At 67.4% G+C, this 17795-nt stretch carries 18 protein-coding genes, 2 tRNA genes and 3 pseudogenes; 10 read left to right on the top strand and 13 right to left on the bottom strand.

What is annotated here, in order from left to right; all coding sequences use genetic code 11:
* From FXN61_RS35155 to FXN61_RS35145, 4 genes and pseudogenes are all read left to right on the top strand, one after another.
* The coding region (locus FXN61_RS35155) for a DUF3566 domain-containing protein (protein ID WP_167978250.1) at positions 1-386 on the top strand (386 nt) is incomplete at its 5' end.
* A 71-nt stretch (positions 387-457) separates the two neighbouring features.
* Positions 458-531: transfer RNA gene (locus FXN61_RS35150), tRNA-Ile, on the top strand.
* 132 nt (positions 532-663) lie between these two features.
* A pseudogene (locus FXN61_RS51015) lies at positions 664-783 on the top strand (DLW-39 family protein); the annotation flags it as partial.
* Positions 784-817: 34 nt separating this feature from the next.
* A tRNA-Ala gene (locus FXN61_RS35145) sits at positions 818-890 on the top strand.
* A gap of 234 nt (positions 891-1124) precedes the next feature.
* Here FXN61_RS35145 and FXN61_RS35140 read toward each other — a convergent pair.
* On the bottom strand, positions 1125-1520 hold the full coding sequence (locus FXN61_RS35140; protein WP_167978249.1) for a DoxX family protein: 396 nt from the start codon (positions 1518-1520) through the stop codon (positions 1125-1127).
* Between the two features lie 95 nt (positions 1521-1615).
* Between FXN61_RS35140 and FXN61_RS35135 the strand changes: the two genes are divergently transcribed.
* On the top strand, positions 1616-2149 hold the full coding sequence (locus FXN61_RS35135) for a DUF2020 domain-containing protein (protein WP_167978248.1): 534 nt from the start codon (positions 1616-1618) through the stop codon (positions 2147-2149).
* Between the two features lie 58 nt (positions 2150-2207).
* Here the strand turns inward: FXN61_RS35135 and FXN61_RS35130 are convergent, their stop codons facing one another.
* Positions 2208-2774, bottom strand: a complete 567-nt coding sequence (locus FXN61_RS35130; RefSeq protein WP_167978247.1) for a hypothetical protein — start codon at positions 2772-2774, stop codon at positions 2208-2210.
* A gap of 94 nt (positions 2775-2868) precedes the next feature.
* Here FXN61_RS35130 and FXN61_RS35125 point away from each other — a divergent pair, with 94 nt between their 5' ends.
* Entirely contained in the window at positions 2869-3417 is a 549-nt protein-coding gene (locus tag FXN61_RS35125; RefSeq protein WP_167978246.1) for a peptidylprolyl isomerase, read from the top strand.
* On the top strand, positions 3414-4337 hold the full coding sequence (locus FXN61_RS53255) for a rhomboid family intramembrane serine protease (RefSeq protein WP_312878226.1): 924 nt from the start codon (positions 3414-3416) through the stop codon (positions 4335-4337). The genes FXN61_RS35125 and FXN61_RS53255 overlap by 4 nt, the downstream gene beginning before the upstream one ends.
* Positions 4338-4345: 8 nt before the next feature.
* Here the strand turns inward: FXN61_RS53255 and FXN61_RS35115 are convergent, their stop codons facing one another.
* Together FXN61_RS35115 and crgA are read right to left on the bottom strand one after the other, a co-directional pair.
* Positions 4346-4741: a PH domain-containing protein gene (locus FXN61_RS35115; protein WP_312878225.1), complete on the bottom strand. Its 396-nt coding sequence runs from the start codon at positions 4739-4741 to the stop codon at positions 4346-4348.
* 241 nt (positions 4742-4982) lie between these two features.
* Entirely contained in the window at positions 4983-5249 is a 267-nt protein-coding gene (gene crgA, locus FXN61_RS35110; RefSeq protein ID WP_030465604.1) for a cell division protein CrgA, read from the bottom strand.
* A 451-nt stretch (positions 5250-5700) separates the two neighbouring features.
* On the opposite strand from crgA, the gene FXN61_RS35105 reads away from it, so the two are divergent.
* Positions 5701-6606: a class E sortase gene (locus tag FXN61_RS35105; RefSeq protein WP_312878224.1), complete on the top strand. Its 906-nt coding sequence runs from the start codon at positions 5701-5703 to the stop codon at positions 6604-6606.
* Positions 6606-6761, top strand: a complete 156-nt coding sequence (locus FXN61_RS35100; RefSeq protein WP_167978244.1) for a hypothetical protein — start codon at positions 6606-6608, stop codon at positions 6759-6761. Before FXN61_RS35105 ends, FXN61_RS35100 begins: the two co-directional genes overlap by 1 nt.
* A gap of 56 nt (positions 6762-6817) precedes the next feature.
* Here the strand turns inward: FXN61_RS35100 and FXN61_RS35095 are convergent, their stop codons facing one another.
* The gene (locus FXN61_RS35095) at positions 6818-8161 is read right to left on the bottom strand and encodes an FAD-dependent oxidoreductase (protein ID WP_167978243.1); all 1344 of its coding nucleotides are present in this window, start codon (positions 8159-8161) and stop codon (positions 6818-6820) included.
* A gap of 77 nt (positions 8162-8238) precedes the next feature.
* Between FXN61_RS35095 and FXN61_RS35090 the strand changes: the two genes are divergently transcribed.
* Positions 8239-8880: an aminodeoxychorismate/anthranilate synthase component II gene (locus tag FXN61_RS35090; RefSeq protein WP_188135830.1), complete on the top strand. Its 642-nt coding sequence runs from the start codon at positions 8239-8241 to the stop codon at positions 8878-8880.
* Positions 8881-8931: 51 nt separating this feature from the next.
* Here the strand turns inward: FXN61_RS35090 and pknB are convergent, their stop codons facing one another.
* The 8 genes and pseudogenes from pknB to FXN61_RS35055 form a co-directional block, all read right to left on the bottom strand.
* Positions 8932-10938 carry a Stk1 family PASTA domain-containing Ser/Thr kinase gene (pknB, locus tag FXN61_RS35085; protein ID WP_167978242.1) on the bottom strand — a complete coding sequence of 669 codons (2007 nt, stop codon included), beginning with the start codon at positions 10936-10938 and terminating at the stop codon, positions 8932-8934.
* Between the two features lie 55 nt (positions 10939-10993).
* A complete protein-coding gene (locus FXN61_RS56615) occupies positions 10994-11383 on the bottom strand; it encodes a hypothetical protein (RefSeq protein ID WP_246292394.1) in 390 nt (129 codons plus the stop codon).
* A gap of 164 nt (positions 11384-11547) precedes the next feature.
* Positions 11548-12471 (bottom strand): annotated as a pseudogene (locus FXN61_RS56610) (serine/threonine-protein kinase); the annotation flags it as partial.
* A pseudogene (locus tag FXN61_RS35075) lies at positions 12471-13942 on the bottom strand (peptidoglycan D,D-transpeptidase FtsI family protein). The pseudogenes FXN61_RS35075 and FXN61_RS56610, both read right to left, overlap by 1 nt.
* Positions 13939-15411, bottom strand: a complete 1473-nt coding sequence (locus tag FXN61_RS35070; RefSeq protein ID WP_167978241.1) for an FtsW/RodA/SpoVE family cell cycle protein — start codon at positions 15409-15411, stop codon at positions 13939-13941. The pseudogene FXN61_RS35075 and the gene FXN61_RS35070 overlap by 4 nt, the downstream one beginning before the upstream one ends.
* Positions 15412-15414: 3 nt before the next feature.
* Positions 15415-16809, bottom strand: coding sequence for a PP2C family protein-serine/threonine phosphatase (locus tag FXN61_RS35065; RefSeq protein WP_167978240.1), 1395 nt, complete (start codon positions 16807-16809; stop codon positions 15415-15417).
* Positions 16806-17267, bottom strand: coding sequence for an FHA domain-containing protein FhaB/FipA (locus FXN61_RS35060; RefSeq protein WP_030465595.1), 462 nt, complete (start codon positions 17265-17267; stop codon positions 16806-16808). Before FXN61_RS35060 ends, FXN61_RS35065 begins: the two co-directional genes overlap by 4 nt.
* A 50-nt stretch (positions 17268-17317) precedes the next feature.
* A partial coding sequence (locus tag FXN61_RS35055) for an FHA domain-containing protein (protein ID WP_167978239.1) occupies positions 17318-17795 on the bottom strand: 478 nt, incomplete at its 5' end.

The raw sequence follows: 17795 nt of genomic DNA, 5'->3' as shown, positions 1-17795 counted from the left end.
CCCCGTCGGCCCGCCGTCCCGGCCGCGGCCCGCGCCGCGCCTCGCTGCAGGTGAAGCGCGTCGACCCGTGGTCGGTGCTCAAGCTCGCCCTGGTCCTGGGCGTCGCGTTGTTCTTCGTCTGGCTCGTGGCGGTCGGCGTGCTCTACGGCGTCCTGCACGGCATGGGTGTCTGGGACAAGATCAACAGCACCGCGAACGACCTGCTCCAGGCCAACGAGCCGGGCGAGCCACTGATCAGCGCCGGCCGCGTGTTCGGCGTCTCGGCGATCATCGGCGCCGTCAACATCGTGCTCTTCACGGCCCTCGCAACCGTCGGCGCGTTCGTCTACAACGTGTCCGCGGATCTGGCTGGTGGCTTGGAACTCACCCTCTCTGAGAGGGAGTGACCCCCGATTTGGGGCGGCGAAGGACGATCCTGTAAGGTCTTCTTCGTCGCCCTGGGGCGACAGTTGATCGAGGGCCTATAGCTCAGGCGGTTAGAGCGCTTCACTGATAATGAAGAGGTCGGAGGTTCAAGTCCTCCTAGGCCCACTCGATTCGAACTTCTCTCGAATCATCATCGTTTCTGTCCGGATGCGAGTTCCGGAGCCCCGGCTGAAGACCCAGAAAGCCTGTAGGCTGGTCCGGTACGTCGGGGCATAACAGTCTTTGGAGGGGTTCAGAGTGGCTAAGAAGATCATCGCACTCGTCGTGGTTGCCGGTGCGGTCCTGTTCTTCGTCAAGCGCAGCCGTACGGCCAAGGCCGACGCGGACCTGTGGCGCGAGGCCACCGCTCCCACGGACTGATCCCGCGGGCGGCCTGCCGCCCCGGATCCATGGGGACGTAGCTCAATTGGCAGAGCACCGCCTTTGCAAGGCGGGGGTTAGGGGTTCGATTCCCCTCGTCTCCATTCGTTCCTCGGGCCGAGGAGTGTCTGCGGAAAGCGCAGACCTCCTCGGCCCGAAGTGTTTTCTGGGGGCCAAGCCCCCAGACCCCAGCCGGGGGCAAGCCCCCGGACCCCCGGTCGGCCCGCCTTCGGCATCACCGCCCCGATTTCGGCATCGCCGCCCCAACTTGGCCCGGAAGTGCCGAAGCCCTGTTCGCCGCCGCAGCGAACAGGGCTTCGGTGTGTTTCCAGCAGGCGTCAGGCGTTGGCGAGTGACTTCTTCGACGACTTGCGGAGTAGTTGGTCAATGCTCCAAGCGCCGGCGCCCGTGAACGCCAGCAGCAAGAACGCCCATGAGTACACCGCCGCGAGCTCACCGCCGTTCTGGATGGGCAGCAGGCCCCTCGGCTGGTGCACCACGAAGTAGGCGTAAGCCATGGCGCCGGAACAGAGCAACGCGGCCCAGCGCGTCCACAGGCCGATCAGAACGAGGGCGCCGCCGATCAGTTCGATCAGCATCGCGGGGCCGCCCGGCCACGACAGCAGCTCTGTTCCCTTCGAGATCTTCTGGGCGCCGTGGATCAGGAACAAGAGGCCGATCACGATCCGGAACAGGGCCAGGGCCTGGTCACGTCTTTGCTCCAGAAACTGCATGGCGGGATGGTCCTTCCGGGCAGGGGTGAAGAAGTTGAACGATCACACAGTGTGCCGCTGAAGGAGCTATGGGTATCTGGTTGACTGTTGCCCCTATGAAACGAGCACTGTTGCTGCCCCTGCTCGGCGTCCTCGCCGCGTGCGGCACCCCTGTCGCCCAGAACGTGCCGGTTCCCACGACCCAGGTTCAGCAGGTCCCCACCACGACCAGCGCCGCTCCGGCACTCCCGCCCGCGCCCCAGCCCGCGAAGGACGGCACCTGCCCGTACCTGGCAACCAGCTTCGTCGCCGAGGCGAACGGGCAGCGCGTGCCCAAAGTGAAACTGTCAACGGACGAACCACACCCGGCGTGCTTTTTCTACGCCAACGCCACTGAGATCCAGCTGACGGTGCGCGTCTACGTGGGAGATCAACGCGTCGCCAAGCTGATCGTGAACGACGCGGCGCCGGACGGTTCACAGCCCGCCAATTCACCCACCGGGTGGAGCGGGGGATACGTGAGCAACGACAGCGGTGTCGTCTACGCCGTGGCGAAGAGCGACGCCGCTGTGGTCGTGACGAGCAACCAGAAGCAGTCGATCAAGGCTCGTCGCATCGCCGAAGAGGCGATCAAGGGACTCAAGCTCTGAAGGCACACGAACGGGTGGCCCTCCGGACGGAAGGCCACCCGTTCTGCTGTTCCGCGAGCTACTTCACGGGTTCTTTCTGCGTCGGCACCTGCCCGTTGAGGACGGGCTCCGGCAACGGGGCCTGCTCCTCGTCCTGCAGGTGGACCTCCTCCGGCCTGCGCGTCAGCGCGATGTAGCCGGCCGCCGCGGCCGCGATCAGGAGGCCGAGCACCCACGGCCACCTGCGGCGCTTCGGCGCGTCTGCCCCGAGCTGGGCCGCGGCCTTGCGGATCTCCTTGGCGCGCACCTTGGCGTCCTTGCGCGCGTGCTTGGCCGCCTTCTTCACTTCCTTGCGAACTGCGTCGGCCTTGCTCATGAGGTCAGCGCGCGTCTTCGCGCTCTTCTTGGCGAGGCGCTTGCGGGAGCGGCGCGTCTGCTTCTCCCAGTCCTCCGCCTTGTCCATGAGCGTGTCGGCCCGCTCGACGAGCGCGCCGCGGACCTGGTCAGCCGTGATGCCGCGCTCCGCGAGCTTCACCTCAGCGGCATGACCAGCGCGAACGACACCCTGACGCGCGGCCTTCAGACCGGTGCCGACAGCCTTGCCAACGGACTCGCCGGCACGGGTCATGACGTCCACCTCGTCCATCCTGTGCTCCACACGTTGTCGTCCGGTTATGTCATAGAGGTACCCATCGTGCCCCTTTCTGAACATCGCCGCCCGTGGATGGCACGATGGGGTGGTGGCTGACAGCAACGAATCCTTCGTCGGGACCAAGGTGACGGCGACCCTGCACACCACGCAGGGCGACATCCGCATCAACCTGTTCCCCGACCACGCCCCCAAGACGGTGGCGAACTTCGTCGGGCTCGCCGAGGGCACGAAGAACTACACCGAGGCGAACGCCAGCGGCACGAACTCGGGTCCGTTCTACGACGGCACCCTGTTCCACCGCGTCATCGCGGGCTTCATGCTCCAGACCGGTGACCCGACCGGCACCGGCCGCGGTGGCCCCGGCTACCGCTTCGCGGACGAGTTCCACCCGGAACTGCAGTTCAACCGCCCTTACCTGCTCGCGATGGCGAACGCGGGGCCGAACACCAACGGCTCGCAGTTCTTCGTCACCGTGGCGCCGACGACGTGGCTGAACTTCAAGCACACGATCTTCGGTGAGGTCGCGGACCAGGAGTCGCGGGACGTCGTCGACGCCATCGGCAACACCACGACCGGTGCGGCCGACCGTCCGGTCAACGACATCAAGATCGAGCGGATCACGATCGAACGCGCGTGAGCGACGCACTCGTGCCACCGGACGGGCCGATCGGAGCGCAGCCGGAAGCACCGGTCTGCGTACGTCATTCCGATCGGCCCACCCGGCTGCGCTGCACCAGGTGTGACCGTCCGGCGTGCCCGGAATGTCTGCACGACGCCTCGGTCGGCATGCACTGCGTCGACTGCGTGAACGAAGGCCGTCGCACGGTCCGTCGTGCTCGCACACTCGTGGGCGCCGAGGTCTCCGAGGGCCGCGTGATCATCACGCCGATCCTGATCGCGCTCAACGTGCTGGCGTACGTGGTCACGGTCTTCCAGTCGGGCAGTCCGATGAACAACGCCAGATCGAGCCTCTTCACGGCGACCTCGCTGATTCCCGATCTCACCGCACAGGGTGAGTGGTGGCGGATCCTCACGTCGGGCTTCATGCACTTCGGCCTGATCCATCTGGCGCTCAACATGGCCGTGCTCTACGTCGTGGGCCAGCACGTCGAACGCGAGATGGGCAAGCTCCGGTTCAGCGTCGTGTACTTCCTGGCGCTGCTCGGCGGCAGCGCGGCGGCGTTCTACTTCGGCACCGTCTGCCAACAGCTCGCCGGAGCGTCCGGTGCGGTGTTCGGCCTGATGGGCGCGTTGCTGATCCTGTGGAAGCGTCAGCGGCGGGACATCTCGACCATCGTCGTGGTCGTCGGGATCAACCTGGTGTCGAACCTCTTCACCAACGCCTCGCTGCTCGGGCACCTCGGCGGGTTCGTCATCGGCGGCCTGCTGACGCTCGCGATGGTCAGGGCGCCGCAGAAGAACCGCAACCTCTACCAGGTCGCAGCTGTGGTCGCCGCGGTCGTGTTGCTCGGAGTCATGTTCGCGTTGCGTGCCGCTCAACTGGACACGAACGCGGAGGTCATCCTCGAGATCGCCACGACCTGCCGTCCGAATTAGGCCGCGCTTTACGGGCGCAGGGCGTGCAGGACGCCGGCGACTTCTTCCGGATCGGCGCCGAGGTCCAGTTTCGTGAGCACCACGAGACGGTCGTCGGCGTCGAGTTCCAATGTCTGCTGTTCCCTGCCGAGCCGGCGAGTGGTCTGCAGCTTGACCTTCACCTCGTGCCACGGCAGGAGCGTCGTGCTCGCGAACCCGCGCACGGCGAGCCCGTCCGCGTCCGCGGTGAGCCTCGGCCGGGCGATCGTCGCGAACGCCGCGAGGTACGTGACCAGCAGCGTTGCCAGTCCGACGAGGAGACGGCCCGGGTTGTCGTCAGCGATGACCGTCGCTATGGCGAGCAGGAGGGCGAGCACCCACGCGCCGGCGACGAGCGGGGCGGGAGTGGACCAGGTGCGAGTCACACCGTCGAGTGTCCCGCATGAAATGTGGACAACTGAACGGGTCCGCATGAGGGGAAACCGACGCTTGTGCATTTTCGCGCAAAGTTGTCCACAGGACTTGTCCCCAATGGGGATGACTTACAGCCGTGTGCTTCGGTGACGCTCAGATGAACCAGGTGAACCAGGTGCTAACAACAGTCGCCCGGACGTGTGACGTCCGGGCCGACCTTACGAACTGTGACTTGCTGAGCCTCGTGCGTGTCTAGCGCCAGCGCATCGTCATCAGCAGACCGATGATCATCAGCGCGAAGCCGATGGCGAAGTTCCACGCGCCCAGCTCGAGCATGAACGGGATCTTCTCGGCCGCGATGTAGTTGACGACCAGCCACGCGAGGCCCAGCAGCATGAAGCCGAGCATGACAACGACGTAGACCGGGTGTGACGGTCCCGCTGCCTTGACCTTGACCGGCGTGCGGCGGTCAGTGGGTGCGGTGTAGACCGCCTTCTTCCGGACCTTGGACTTGGGCATGCTGTCCTCGCCTGACGTGGATATCCCTGAGTGACGCAAGTTTACGTGCACTACTCGGGAGACACGTTAACGTAGCGAACGTGGTGAGCGAACCACCTGGCAGACGCAGTTGTTTTCAGTTCACAGTCCGTGCGGAGGTTCTCAGGTGAACTCGGGACCGCAGCAGCCGCCTCCACGGCGTCCTGCACCCCGTCGTGATGACCTGCAGCACGTGCGGGCCACACCTTCACCGCGCCCGCTGCCGCCACCAGACGCAACACAGTTCACCAGCGCTTTCTCCGGCAGCCTGCCTCCTGGGGGAGCTCCGCCGCGCCGTCCCGGCCCGCCTTTCCAGGGTCCTCCGCCCGGCACGCCTCCGCGCGGGATGCCGCCTGCTGGTCCTCAGGGAATGCCGCCGCGAGGAATGCCGCCGAGGCCGCCTCGTCCCCGCCCGGTTGATCCGCCCACCGAGGTGATCCCGCGCATCGAGGACCACTACGACGACGATTACTACGACGACGATGACGACTACGACGAGGAAGAGAAGGACGCCCCGCCGTCGGACAGCCTCGCGCGCAAGGCGGTGCGCGGCGTCGGTGAAGCCCTCATCACCCTGGGCCTCGTCGTGTTGTTGTTCGTCGTTTACGAGGTCTACGTGACAGACCTGCTCTCCGCGGGGAAGCAGGAGGACGCCACCGCGGCGCTCGACTCCGAATGGAGCTCGAACGTCGTCACGCCGCCCCCCGCCGACCCGAACCGCCAGTCGAAGCTGAACCTCATCGAGGGCAAGGCCTTCGCGAAGATGTACATCCCGGTCTTCGGCAACGACTGGAAGTTCTCCGTCGTCGAGGGCACGACCGACAAGCACCTCGAGATCGGCCCCGGCCACTACAAGGACACCGCTCAGCCGGGCGAGCCCGGCAACTTCTCCATCGCCGGCCACCGCGTCGGCAAGGGCGCGCCGTTCAACGACCTCGACCTGCTCCGGTCCTGCGACGCCGTCGTCGTGCAGACGCAGACGCAGTGGTTCGTCTACCGGGTGCTCCCGATGAGCAGCGAGGTGGCCGGCTGGGCCTCGAACCCCAAGTCGAAGGAAGCGGCCTGCGCCGGCGTTGCCCCGCTCTCCACGACCCTCGGCGACGCCTACGCCAAGACCGTCGGCCAGGAGATCGTCCTCCCCACCAAGGGCGAGGTCATCGCACCCGTCCCGCACCAGGTGAACGGCACCGTGCCGCCCGAGAAGCAGGCTCGCCTGCTCACCCTGACGACCTGCCACCCGCGCTTCTCCGACAAGCAGCGCTTGATCGTGCACGCGATCGAAACCAAGAGCTACCCGGTGGCCGACGGCTTCGCGCCGCCAGAGATGACGGAGGGCTGATGTACGGCTGGATCTGGCGGCACCTGCCGGGCCCGCTGTTCCTGCGAGTCATCGAGGCCGTCGTGCTGGTCGCCGGCATCGTCGCCCTGCTGATGTTCGTCGTGTTCCCGTGGGCGGAGCCGAAGCTGCCGTTCAACAACGTCACCACGGAGTGAAGTAGGTGAAACCGCCATCGCGCCCACACGCGATGGCGGCTTCATCGGGGAACGGCTCAGCCGTTCGAGATCGAGGTCATCTCCTCGCGCGGTACGACCTTCACGCGCTCGCGGCCGTGTACGGCACCCAACGCGATCTCGTGCGCGTCAAGGCGACTCCATCCCTCGTTGGTCACGAACGGCACGCCGCGCTGCTCGAGGAACTGGACGATGGCGTCAGGCGAAGGCGAAACGGCGAGGGGGAGCGAGGCAGCGTCTTCCAACAGGCTGGTGATGGTCTCCAGCGCGTCGCCCTTGGTGTGGCCGATGAGACCGATCGGGCCGCGCTTGATCCACCCGGTCACGAAGACACCGGGAATGGGCACCTCGTCCAGGTCCAGCACGCGGCCGGCGAGGTGGGGGATCGTGCCGGAGACGTGGTCGAACGGGAGGTCGGCCAGGTGCGTCGAGAGGTAGCCGACCGCGCGGTACACGGCCTGGACCTCCCAGTCCGTGAAGACGCCGGTGCCGCGGACGTTGCCGTCACCGGTCAGCTCCTGGGTCTCGGTGCGCAGGCCGACAACGGACTCCGTGCCGAGAACCTCGACCGGCGCCTCCAGGAAGTGCAGGTGCAGGCGGCGCGGGCGTGAACCCACGTCGCGGATCGCCCACTCCTGGAGGGTCTTCACGATCATCTCGACCTGCTTGTTGGTCCTGATCGCACGCATCGAGGCCTCGTCAAACTCGATGCCTTCTGCGTGGACGATCACCTCGACGTTCGGCGAGTGGTCGAGTTCGCGCAGCTCCAGTGGCGTGAACTTCGCCTGGGCCGGGCCGCGGCGGCCGAAGACGTGCACGTCGGTGACGGGTGAAGAGGCCAGACCCTCGTAGACGTTCGCGGGGATCTCGGTCACCAGCAGCTCGTCGGCCGTCTTGGCCAGGATCCGCGCCACGTCCAGAGCGACGTTGCCGACGCCGAGAACCGCCACCGACGTCGCGGTCAGAGGCCACGTGCGCGGGACATCGGGGTGGCCGTCGTACCAGGACACGAAGTCCGCGGCACCGTAGCTGCCCGGCAGGTCGATGCCGGGGATGTTCAACGATCGGTCGGACGACGCACCGGTGGAGAAGATCACCGCGTCGTAGAACTGGCGCAGATCGTCGAGCTTGACGTCGACGCCGTACTCGACGTTGCCGAAGAAGCGGACCGACGGCTTGTCGAGCACCTTCTGCAGAGCCGTGACGATGCCCTTGATGCGCGGGTGGTCGGGCGCGACGCCGTAGCGGACGAGGCCGTAGGGCGCCGGCAGCTTCTCGAAGAGGTCGATCTGCACGTCGACGTCGGACTTGGTCAGGATGTCGGCCGCGTAGACACCGGCCGGGCCGGCGCCGACGACCGCGACGCGCAAGGGGCGACTCATGACACCTATTTTAGGGTAGGCTAACCTCAGCGAAGACGAGAGCTAACTCACTCGACGCGACCAACTAAGCTCTGTCCATGCGCGTGCTCGTGGTCGACAACTACGACAGCTTCGTCTACAACCTCGTCCAGTACCTCGCTCAGCTTGGTGCGGAGTGCGTCGTGCGGCGCAACGACGAGGTGGACCTCGACGAGATCGACGACGTCGACGGCGTGCTCGTGAGTCCTGGTCCCGGTACGCCGGAGCGTGCGGGCGCGAGCATCGACGTCATCAAGCGGTGTGCGGACACCGGCAAGCCGGTTTTCGGCGTGTGCCTCGGCCATCAGGCGATCGGTGTGGTGTGGGGCGGAACCGTCGACCGCGCGCCAGAGTTGTTGCACGGCAAGACGAGCATCGTCTTCCACGAGGGCAAGGGTGTGCTCGACGGCGTGCCGCAGCCGTTCATCGCGACCCGCTACCACTCGCTGACGGTGGTGCCGGAGACCATCCCCGCGGAGTTCGAGGTCACCGGCAAGACCGAGACCGGCATCGTGATGGCCATGCGCCACAAGGAACTTCCGGTCGAGGGCGTGCAGTTCCACCCCGAGTCGGTGCTGACCGACGCCGGCCATCGCATGCTTGCCAACTGGCTCAAGGTCTGCGGCTTCGAGGTGCCGGAGGCCACGGTCGCGCAGCTCGAGACCGGCATGCGCACGCTCGCCGCGGCCGCCCGCCAGTGAACGAAAGGGCGGCTCCGGAGTCCGGAACCGCCCTTCTCGCGAAACCCGGCGTCAGGTGGTGACGATGCCCGCCTTGCCGATGGTCACCGTCACCGCGGTTCCCTTCGAGATCGCCGTACCCTTCGCAGGCTGCTGCGCGATCACCTTGCCGACCTGAGGCGACCCCGGCTGGACCGTCTGGTCCTGCGTGTTGAAGACACCGTTCCAGCCGAGCGACTTCAGCCTGTTCTCGGCTTCCCTCTCCGACAGGCCGGTCAGGTCCGGCATCTCGAACTGGTTGCCCTTCGAGACCTTCAGCGTGACCGTCGTGTCCTTGGCGGCCTTGCTGTTGGCGGGCGGGTTCTGCGAGATGACCTCGCCCTGGGGCTTGGCGCTGTCGACCTGCTCGATGTTGACCTTGAAGCCCGAGCCTTCCAGCGTTTGACGGGCGTCGTTCACGTCATCACCCACGACGTTCGGCACGTTCTGCTTGTCCGGTGCCTTGCCGAGCTGGATGGTGATCGTGCCGCCCTTCTTCAGCTTCAGACCGACCTCGGGGTTCTGCTGCGCGACCTTGCCGGCCTTGGTCGCGTCCTCGACCTCGACGGTCTCGTTGCTCTGCTGCAGCTTGAAGCCGTTCGGATCCTTGTCCAGGATCGCCTGCGCCTCCTGCGGGGTCTTGCCCTTCAGGTCCGGCACGGTCCCCTCACCAGGAGGCGCACCGACGGAGATGGTGACCTGGGAGCCCTGGCCGACCTGGCTGCCTTCCGGCGGGTTCGTGCTGATCACCTTGTTGATCTGGTCGGCCGTGCACTTGGCGGGCGCGCCGTTGGGACCTGGCTCGCAGGCGACGTCCTCCTGGCTGGCCACCAGGCCGACCTTCCTGATCTTCTCCTTGGCCTCCAACGGACTCAGGCCGACGATCGACGGGACGCTGACCTTGTCCGAGGCCTGGTTGCCGGTGTTCATGATGTTGTTGGTGATCCACGCGGCGAGGCCGAGCACGGCGATGCACAGGATGACCACCAGCGTGATCATGATGGCCTTCTTGCGCTTGGCGCGACGCTCTTCTTCCTCGTCCGCGATCGGGTCGTAGTCGTCGTCCGGCTCCGACCTCAACGCCGCCGGGCGGTGCCTGCCGCCGCCGGGCACCACCTGCGTGCGAGGAGCGCGCGAGGCCTGCTCGTTCATCACGGCGGTGCGGTCCTCGGCCGTCATCACGGCCGGCGCGGACGGACGCTGACCCGACAGCACGCGCACCAGGTCGGCCCGCATCTCCGCGGCCGACTGGTAGCGGTTCGCCGGTCCCTTCGCCATCGCCTTCAGCACGATCGCGTCGAGCTGCGGCGACACCTTCGGGTTCAGCGACGACGGCGCCTTCGGGTCTTCCCGCACGTGCTGGTACGCGACCGCGACGGGGGAGTCACCGGTGAACGGCGGCTCGCCGGTCAGCAGCTCGAACAGCACGCAGCCGGCCGCGTAGACGTCGGAGCGGGCGTCGACGGACTCACCGCGCGCCTGCTCCGGCGACAGGTACTGGGCGGTGCCGATCACCGCGGCGGTCTGGGTGACCGCGGCCTGACCGTCGTGCAGGGCACGGGCGATGCCGAAGTCCATCACCTTCACGGCGCCGGACTTCGTGATCATCACGTTCGCCGGCTTCACGTCGCGGTGAACGATGCCGTGCCGGTGGCTGAAGTCGAGTGCGGCCGAGACGTCGGCCATGACCTCCATCGCGCGCTTGCCCGACAGCGGGCCCTGCGTCTTCACGATGTCCCGCAACGTCCGTCCGTCGACGAACTCCATCACGATGTAGGGCAGCGGGCCGTATTCGGTCTGGGTCTCGCCGGTGTCGTAAACGGCGACGATCGCCGGGTGGTTCAGGGCGGCGGAGTTCTGCGCCTCGCGCCGGAATCGTTCCTGGAACTGGGAGTCGCGGGCGAGGTCAGCGCGCAGCACCTTGATCGCCACGTCTCGGCCGAGGCGGACGTCCCGCCCCTTGTGGACCTCGGACATGCCGCCGTACCCGAGGGTCTCACCCAGTTCGTAGCGGTTTGAGAGCAGTCGCGGAGTGCTCATCGGTGCTTCGTCCCGCTCCTCGTCGACGGTGTTCCCAACTCGGTTCTCGTCTTGCTCATGGCGCGCACGTCACCTTCACCTGCGAGCCCGCCGGCACCTCGCCTGTCGGCGCGATGGCGGTGACTCGGCACTTCTTCAAGTCGCCCGGCGATGTGCCCTGCGCGCTCTGCACCCTGGGCTCCAAGCCGTGGTCGACCAGCTCGGTCCTGACCTCGTCGGCGGATCGACCGATGTAGTCGTCCTCGTCGAGCAGCTTCGGCGAGTTGCCCGGAATCCGGTCGGCGGAGTCGGGCTTGGCCTGCCCGTTCGCCGGTGGGTTCTGGTTCACCGAGCTGGAGGTGGTCTGTTGGCCACCTTGCCCGTTGCCGCCGTTGGGCTTCACGGTCAACTTCCACAGGACGACCACGCCGAGCACCAGCAGCACGGTCACCAGGAGAGCGACCATAACCCAGACGACGGTCCGGTTTCTCCCCGGTGGTGTCGGCATGGGGGTGAACGTGCCGGTCTGGTGCGCCGGTTGCATTGCCGGGTGGGTGCCGGGACGTCCCGGCCCTCCCGGGTGGTGCGCCATCTGCGGTGGAATCGGAAGTGGCTGCGAAGCCTGGGGTGGCGGCGGAGGCGGTGGCAACTGCTGCACCGGTTGCGGTATCTGCTGTTGCACCACCTGAGGCATCGTGAAACCGGACGGTGTCGGCAGCCGCTGGCCCACCCGCACCGCGCTGACCGCGCGGCGAACTCGCCACCGGTCCGGTAGCGCTGCCGCGGGTCCTTCACCAGCGTCGCCTCGATCAGCGCCCGCGCGCCAGGAGGCACGTCCGGCGGCAACGGCGGCGCGATGTCGCGGATGTGCATCATCGCGACGGTCACCGCGTTGTCGGACAGGAACGGGCGGTGCCCAGCCAGACATTCGTAGCCACACACTGCCAACGAGTAAACGTCGCTCGCCGGTTCGGCCTCGCCGCCGAGAGCTTGTTCCGGAGCGATGTAGTGCGCGGTCCCCATGACCATGCCTGACCGCGTCACGGGTGCCGCGTCCACGGCCTTCGCGATGCCGAAGTCGGTGATCTTCACCTTGCCCGACGGCGTGACCATGATGTTGCCCGGCTTCACGTCCCGGTGCACGAGCCCGCGTTCGTGGGCCGCCTGCAACGCGTTGCCGGTCTGCTCCAGCAGGTCGAGCGTCACCTCGGCGGTCAGCCGGCCGCGCGAGATGATCGTCGCGAGCGGTTCGCCCTCGACGAGCTCCATCACGAGGTACGCGGTGTCCTCCGGTCCGTCGGTGACGGACGCGGTCTCGCCGTAGTCGTGCACCGACGCGATGCCGGGGTGGTTGAGCGACGCGGTCATCCGCGCCTCGGTGCGGAAGCGGTGCAGGAACTCGGGGTCGCCGGAGAGCTCGGCCTTGAGCACCTTCACGGCCACCGAGCGGGCGAGCCGCTCGTCCGCGCCTTCCCAGACCTCGCCCATGCCGCCGACCGCGATCCGCCTGGTGAGGCGGTAGCGGTCGGCGAGGAGCTGGCCCGTGGTCAGCATCAGCGACCCGCCAGGTACGCGTTCATCACGGCGCGCCCGATCGGCGCGGCGACCTTGCCACCGGTGGCACCCAGACCGCGGTCGCCACCGTCCTCCACGATCACCGCGATCGCGATCTCCGGCTTCTGCGCAGGCGCGAACGCGATGTACCAGGCGTGCGGCTTGTTCTCGAGCGGCTTGGCGCCGTGCTCGGCGGTACCGGTCTTCGACGCCACCTGGATGTTCTGCAGGCGGCCCTCACCGCCGGTGTTGATCTCCGACTGGATCATCATGTCGCGCAGCGCGGCCGCGTTGGCCGAGCTCATCGCGGTCTCGACCTCGTCGGGCTTGGTGTCGTCGATCGACTTCAGGTCCGGGCCGAGGATCTTCGACACCAGGTACGGCTGCATCCGCTTGCCACCGTTGGCGATCGTCGCGGCCACCACCGCGTTCTCCAGCGGCGTGATCTGCACGTCGCGCTGGCCGATGCCGGTCTGGTAGAGCGCGGCGTCGTCGGGGATCGAGCCGAGCGTCGAGGCCTCGACGGGCAGCGGCACCGCGAGATCCGGGTCGTTGAAGCCGAACTTCTCCGCCTGCCTGCGCAGCTTGTTCGCGCCGAGCTGGCCCGCCATCTCGCCGAACGCCGTGTTGCACGACTTGGCGAGCGCGGTCTCCATCGACACCGTCTGGCCTGGGCCGCACGGGGTGCCGTTGAAGTTCGGCAGGTCGGTCTGCGTGTTCGGCAGCTTGATGGTGCCGGCCGCGGTGTACTGCGTGTCCTTGTTCTTGCCGTCGGCGAGCGCGCCGGCGCGACCACGACCTTGAGCGTCGAACCGGCCGGGTACAGTGCCTGCGTCGCGCGGTTGATCAGCGGGTCGTTCGCGTCCTTGGACGTGAGCTGCTTCCACGCCGCCGCCTGCTCGTTGACGTCGTGGCTCGCGAGCAGGTTCGGGTCGTAGGACGGTGTGCTCGCCATCGCGAGGATCTCGCCGGTGTCCGGCTTGATCGCCACGACGGAGCCGGTGAAGCCCTTCGCGACCAACTGGTCGTACGCGACCTGCTGCACCTTGGAGTTCAGCGTCAGCTGCACGTTGCCGCCGACCGGGTCGCGACCGGTGATCAGCGCGGAGACCCGGCGCGCGAACAGCCGGTCGTCCGATCCGTTCAGCAGGTCGTTCTCCGCGCGCTCCATGCCGGACGTGCCGTAGGTGACCGACAGGTACCCGGTCACCGGCGCGTACGCCGGGCCGTTGTTGTAGGTGCGCAGATACCGGAGACGGTCAGTCGTCTCCTTGACGTCCGCGATCACCGTGCCGTCGGCGACCGTGATCAGACCGCGCTTGCGGGCGTACTCGTCGAGCAGCACCCGGCGGTTGTACGCGTTCTTGCGCCACTCGTCGGCGTTGATCACCTGCACCCAGGTCGCGTTGCCCAGAAGCAGGACGATCATCACCATCATGGCCATGCCGACGCGGCGGAGCGGTGTGTTCATTTGGGACGCTCCACCATCACAGTGTGCTGGTCGGCGATTGCCGGTTGTTGCGGTTTCGGCTTGGGAGCCCGCTGCGGAGCCCTCGCCGCGGCAGAAATTCGCAGTAGCAACGCGACCAGGATGTAGTTCGCGAGAAGTGACGAACCGCCGTAGGACAGGAACGGCGCGGTGATACCCGTCATCGGGATCAGCTTGGTGACACCGCCGACGACGATGAACACCTGGAAGCAGACCGCGAACGCCAGACCGCCGCCCAGGAGCTTGCCGAAGCTGTCGCGCACGGCGATGGCGCTGCGCAGGCCGCGCAACGCGAAGATCATGTAGATCAGCAGCAGGGCCGCGAAGCCGACGAACCCGAGCTCCTCGCCGATCACGGCGGTGATGAAGTCGGTGTTCGCCTCGGGGATCATCTCCGGGCGGCCGGCGCCGAGACCGGCACCACCGATACCTCCGGTCGCGAGACCGAAGAGCGACTGCGAGATCTGGTAGCCACCACCGATGCGCTCGTACCGCCCGATGGGGTCCTGCCAGTTCGCCACGCGCTGCTGGACGTGCGCGAAGAGCTTCCACGCGACGATCGCGCCACCGGAGAACAGGCCGAGGCCGAGCACCACCCACGCCGCGCGTTCGGTGGCGACGTAGAGCAGCACGAGCACGATGCCGAAGAACAGCAGCGACGAGCCGAGGTCCTTCTGCAGCACCATGACCGCGACCGTGACGCCCCACGCGGCGAACAGCGGGCCCAGGTCGCGGGCGCGCGGCAGGTCCATGCCGAGGAACCGGCGGCCCGCGGTGGTGAAGAGGTCCCGCTTCGACACCAGGAACGCGGCGAAGAAGACCATCAGCAGGATCTTGGCGAACTCACCCGGCTGAAGTGACAACGGGCCGAGGCGCAGCCAGATCTTCGCGCCGTTGATCTCCGGCGCGATGAACCCCGGCAGCACACCGGGCAGCATCAGCGCGACCAGTCCGATGAGGCCGAACGTGTAGCCGAACCGCGCGAGCGTGCGGTGGTCGGAGAGGAACTTCAGCGTCGCCGCGAACAGCACCAACCCGATCGCGGTCCAGATGACCTGCTTGAACGCCACCGGGTCCCACGTCGAGCCGTCCAGGAAGACGGTGCCCTCCATGGCGAGGTCGATCCGGTGGATGACCACCAGACCGAGCCCGTTGAGCAGCGCGACGCACGGCAGGATCGCCGCGTCCGCGTAAGGCGCCCACCTGCGCACGGCGAGGTGGGCACAGGCGAAGAGCCCGAGGTACGCGAGACCGAGGTAGAGAACCCTCAGGCTCAGCGACCGCTCCTGGTTCAGTTCGACCAGGATCAGCGCCAGCGTCACGAGTCCGGCAGCGAACGACAGCATCACCAGTTCGGTGCCGCGCCGCGTGGGCGGTCGCAGTCCCGGCGACGTGCTCGTCGCCACCGACGCGCCTGGTGAGCCTTCCCCGGCGGGGACGGGCGAGCCCATCAACTACGGACCCTCCCGGCATTCCACACCCGGCTTTTGCTGGGAGGGGGTGAGCGAAGGCTCGGTGGCGCCGGTCTCCGGGTTCGGCGAACCGTTCGCGGGCGGCGTGCTGGGCGAGGTGCTGGGCGTCGTGCTGCTCGACGTCGACGACGTGTCCTTGCACAACGGCAACATGTGCTCCGTGCGCAGCAACCTCACCGCGGCGCGCGCGCCGTCCAGGCCGTTGTCGCTGCGGATGCCGGCGGTGATGGTCTTGCGACCGGCTTCCTGCAGGTCCTTCAGCGTGATCGGGGTGCAGCCCGTCGATCCGGGCGGGCACGAGTCCTCGACCTTGGACGACAGCTTGAACCCGAGCACCGAGCCGTTGAGGCCGCGGAAGATCGCGACCTGGCCGTCCTCGGTGGCGCCGACGTAGAACTGGGTGTTGAGCCACAGCTTGCCGCCGACCGCCACGGCACCGGTCAGGAGGAGCAGCACGAAGATGATCACGAACGCCTTGATCGCGTTCCGCTTCTTGCGCCGCGGGTCCTGCGGGGGTGGCGGTGCCTCCATGCGCTGCGGCATCGGCGGGCGCTGCTGCGTGAGCGCGCTCGCCCGCGAGGCCGCGGAGTCCGGCGGGGTGTTGTGGTCCTCGCTGCCGTCACCGGCCGCGCCACCGACGATCGGGTAGTCGTCGCCGAAGTCGACGTCCTCGACGTCCGCCACGATCACCGTGACGTTGTCGGGGCCGCCGCCCTTGAGCGCGAGTTCGATCATGCGGTCCGCGCAGGCCTGCGGGTCCGGGATGCGGATCGCCTCGTCGAGCGTCTCCAGGCTCACGACTCCGGACAGACCGTCCGAGCAGAGCAGGAACCGGTCGCCGGAGCGTGCTTCACGCACCGTGAGGCTGGGCTCGAAGTCGTGGCCGGTGAGCGCACGCAGCAGCAACGAGCGTTGCGGGTGCGTGGCTGCCTCGTCCGGCGTGATCCGGCCCTCGTCGATCAACGACTGGACGAACGTGTCGTCGTGCGTGATCTGCGCGAACGTGCCCTCCCTCAGGAGGTACGCGCGTGAGTCGCCGATGTGCACGAGTCCGAGCCGGTTGCCCGCGAACAGGATGGCCGTGAGCGTGGTGCCCATGCCTTCCAGGTCCGGGTCGCTCGTGACCAGTTCGGAAATGGCGCCGTTGCCGGCCGCGACCGCGTCGCGGAGCTTGCCGAGGAGGTCGTCGCCAGGCTCGTCGTCGTCGACGTGGGCCAGCGAGGCGATGACCACCTTGCTCGCGACTTCACCGGCGGCGTGGCCACCCATGCCGTCGGCGACTGCGAGCAGGCGGGGGCCCGCGTACACGGAGTCCTGGTTGTTGGAACGAACCAGGCCCCTGTCGCTGCGGGCCGCGTATCGAAGAACCAAGGTCATGAGCGCAGCTCGATCACCGTTTTGCCAATGCGGATCGGGGTGCCGAGAGGTACTCGCAGGGGTGCGGTGACCTTGGCTCGGTCTAGGTAGGTGCCGTTCGTGGAGCCGAGGTCCTCCACGTACCAGTCGGTACCGCGCATGGACAACCTCGCGTGCCTGGTCGACGCGAAGTCGTCGTCCAGGACGAGAGTGGAGTCGTCAGCGCGGCCGATCAGGATCGGCCTGCCGTCGAGCGAGATGCGGGTGCCGGTCAGCGCCCCGTGGGTGACCACGAGTTGCCGCGGCGCCTTGCTTCCCCTCGCCGACTTCTCGGACCTCCGGAAACCGGGCAGACCTGACGCCCGGAGCCCTGAGGCTGCGTAGAGATCAGAGCGGACCACACGTAGGGCGGCCAGCACAAAGAGCCAGAGGAGCACGAGAAAGCCCGCTCTGGTCAGCTGCATCACCAGCTCTGGCACCGGTTGTAACCGCTCCTGCCTTGAGTTGCTTACCGACGCCCGTATCGACCTCAGCCCGCGGTGCGGAAAACCAGTGACGAGTGGCCGATGCGGACGACGTCGCCCTCCGCGAGCTGCCAAGTCTGCACTGGCGTGCCGTTCACCGTGGTCCCGTTTGTCGAACCGAGATCAGCGAGCATCGCATTCTGCCCGTCCCAGGAGATTTCCAGGTGGCGCCTGGAGACTCCCGTGTCCGGGAGGCGGAAGTCGGCTTCCTGCCCACGTCCTACGACGTTTCCACCCTGCTTGAGGTTGTACGTCCGGTTGGAACCGTCGTCGAGGTGCAGGGTCGCGTTGAGCTGACGGTTGGCGCCCTGGGTGGCCGGCGGGGCGTATCCGCCCTGGTTGTAGCCCTGGTCGTAGCCGGCTTGCTGGCCGTACGCCGGCTGCTGGCCGTAACCCTGGTCATAGCCGCCTTGCTGGCCGTAACCCTGGTCGTAGCCGGGCTGCTGTGCGCCGCCGTAGCCCTGGTCGTAACCCTGCTGCTGG

Origin of the sequence: Lentzea indica, assembly GCF_012184385.1 — a bacterium.
Classification (GTDB): Bacteria; Actinomycetota; Actinomycetes; order Mycobacteriales; family Pseudonocardiaceae; genus Lentzea; species Lentzea indica.
The sequence above is the reverse complement of the archived record's forward strand: the minus strand, read 5'-3'. Positions and strand labels throughout refer to the sequence as shown.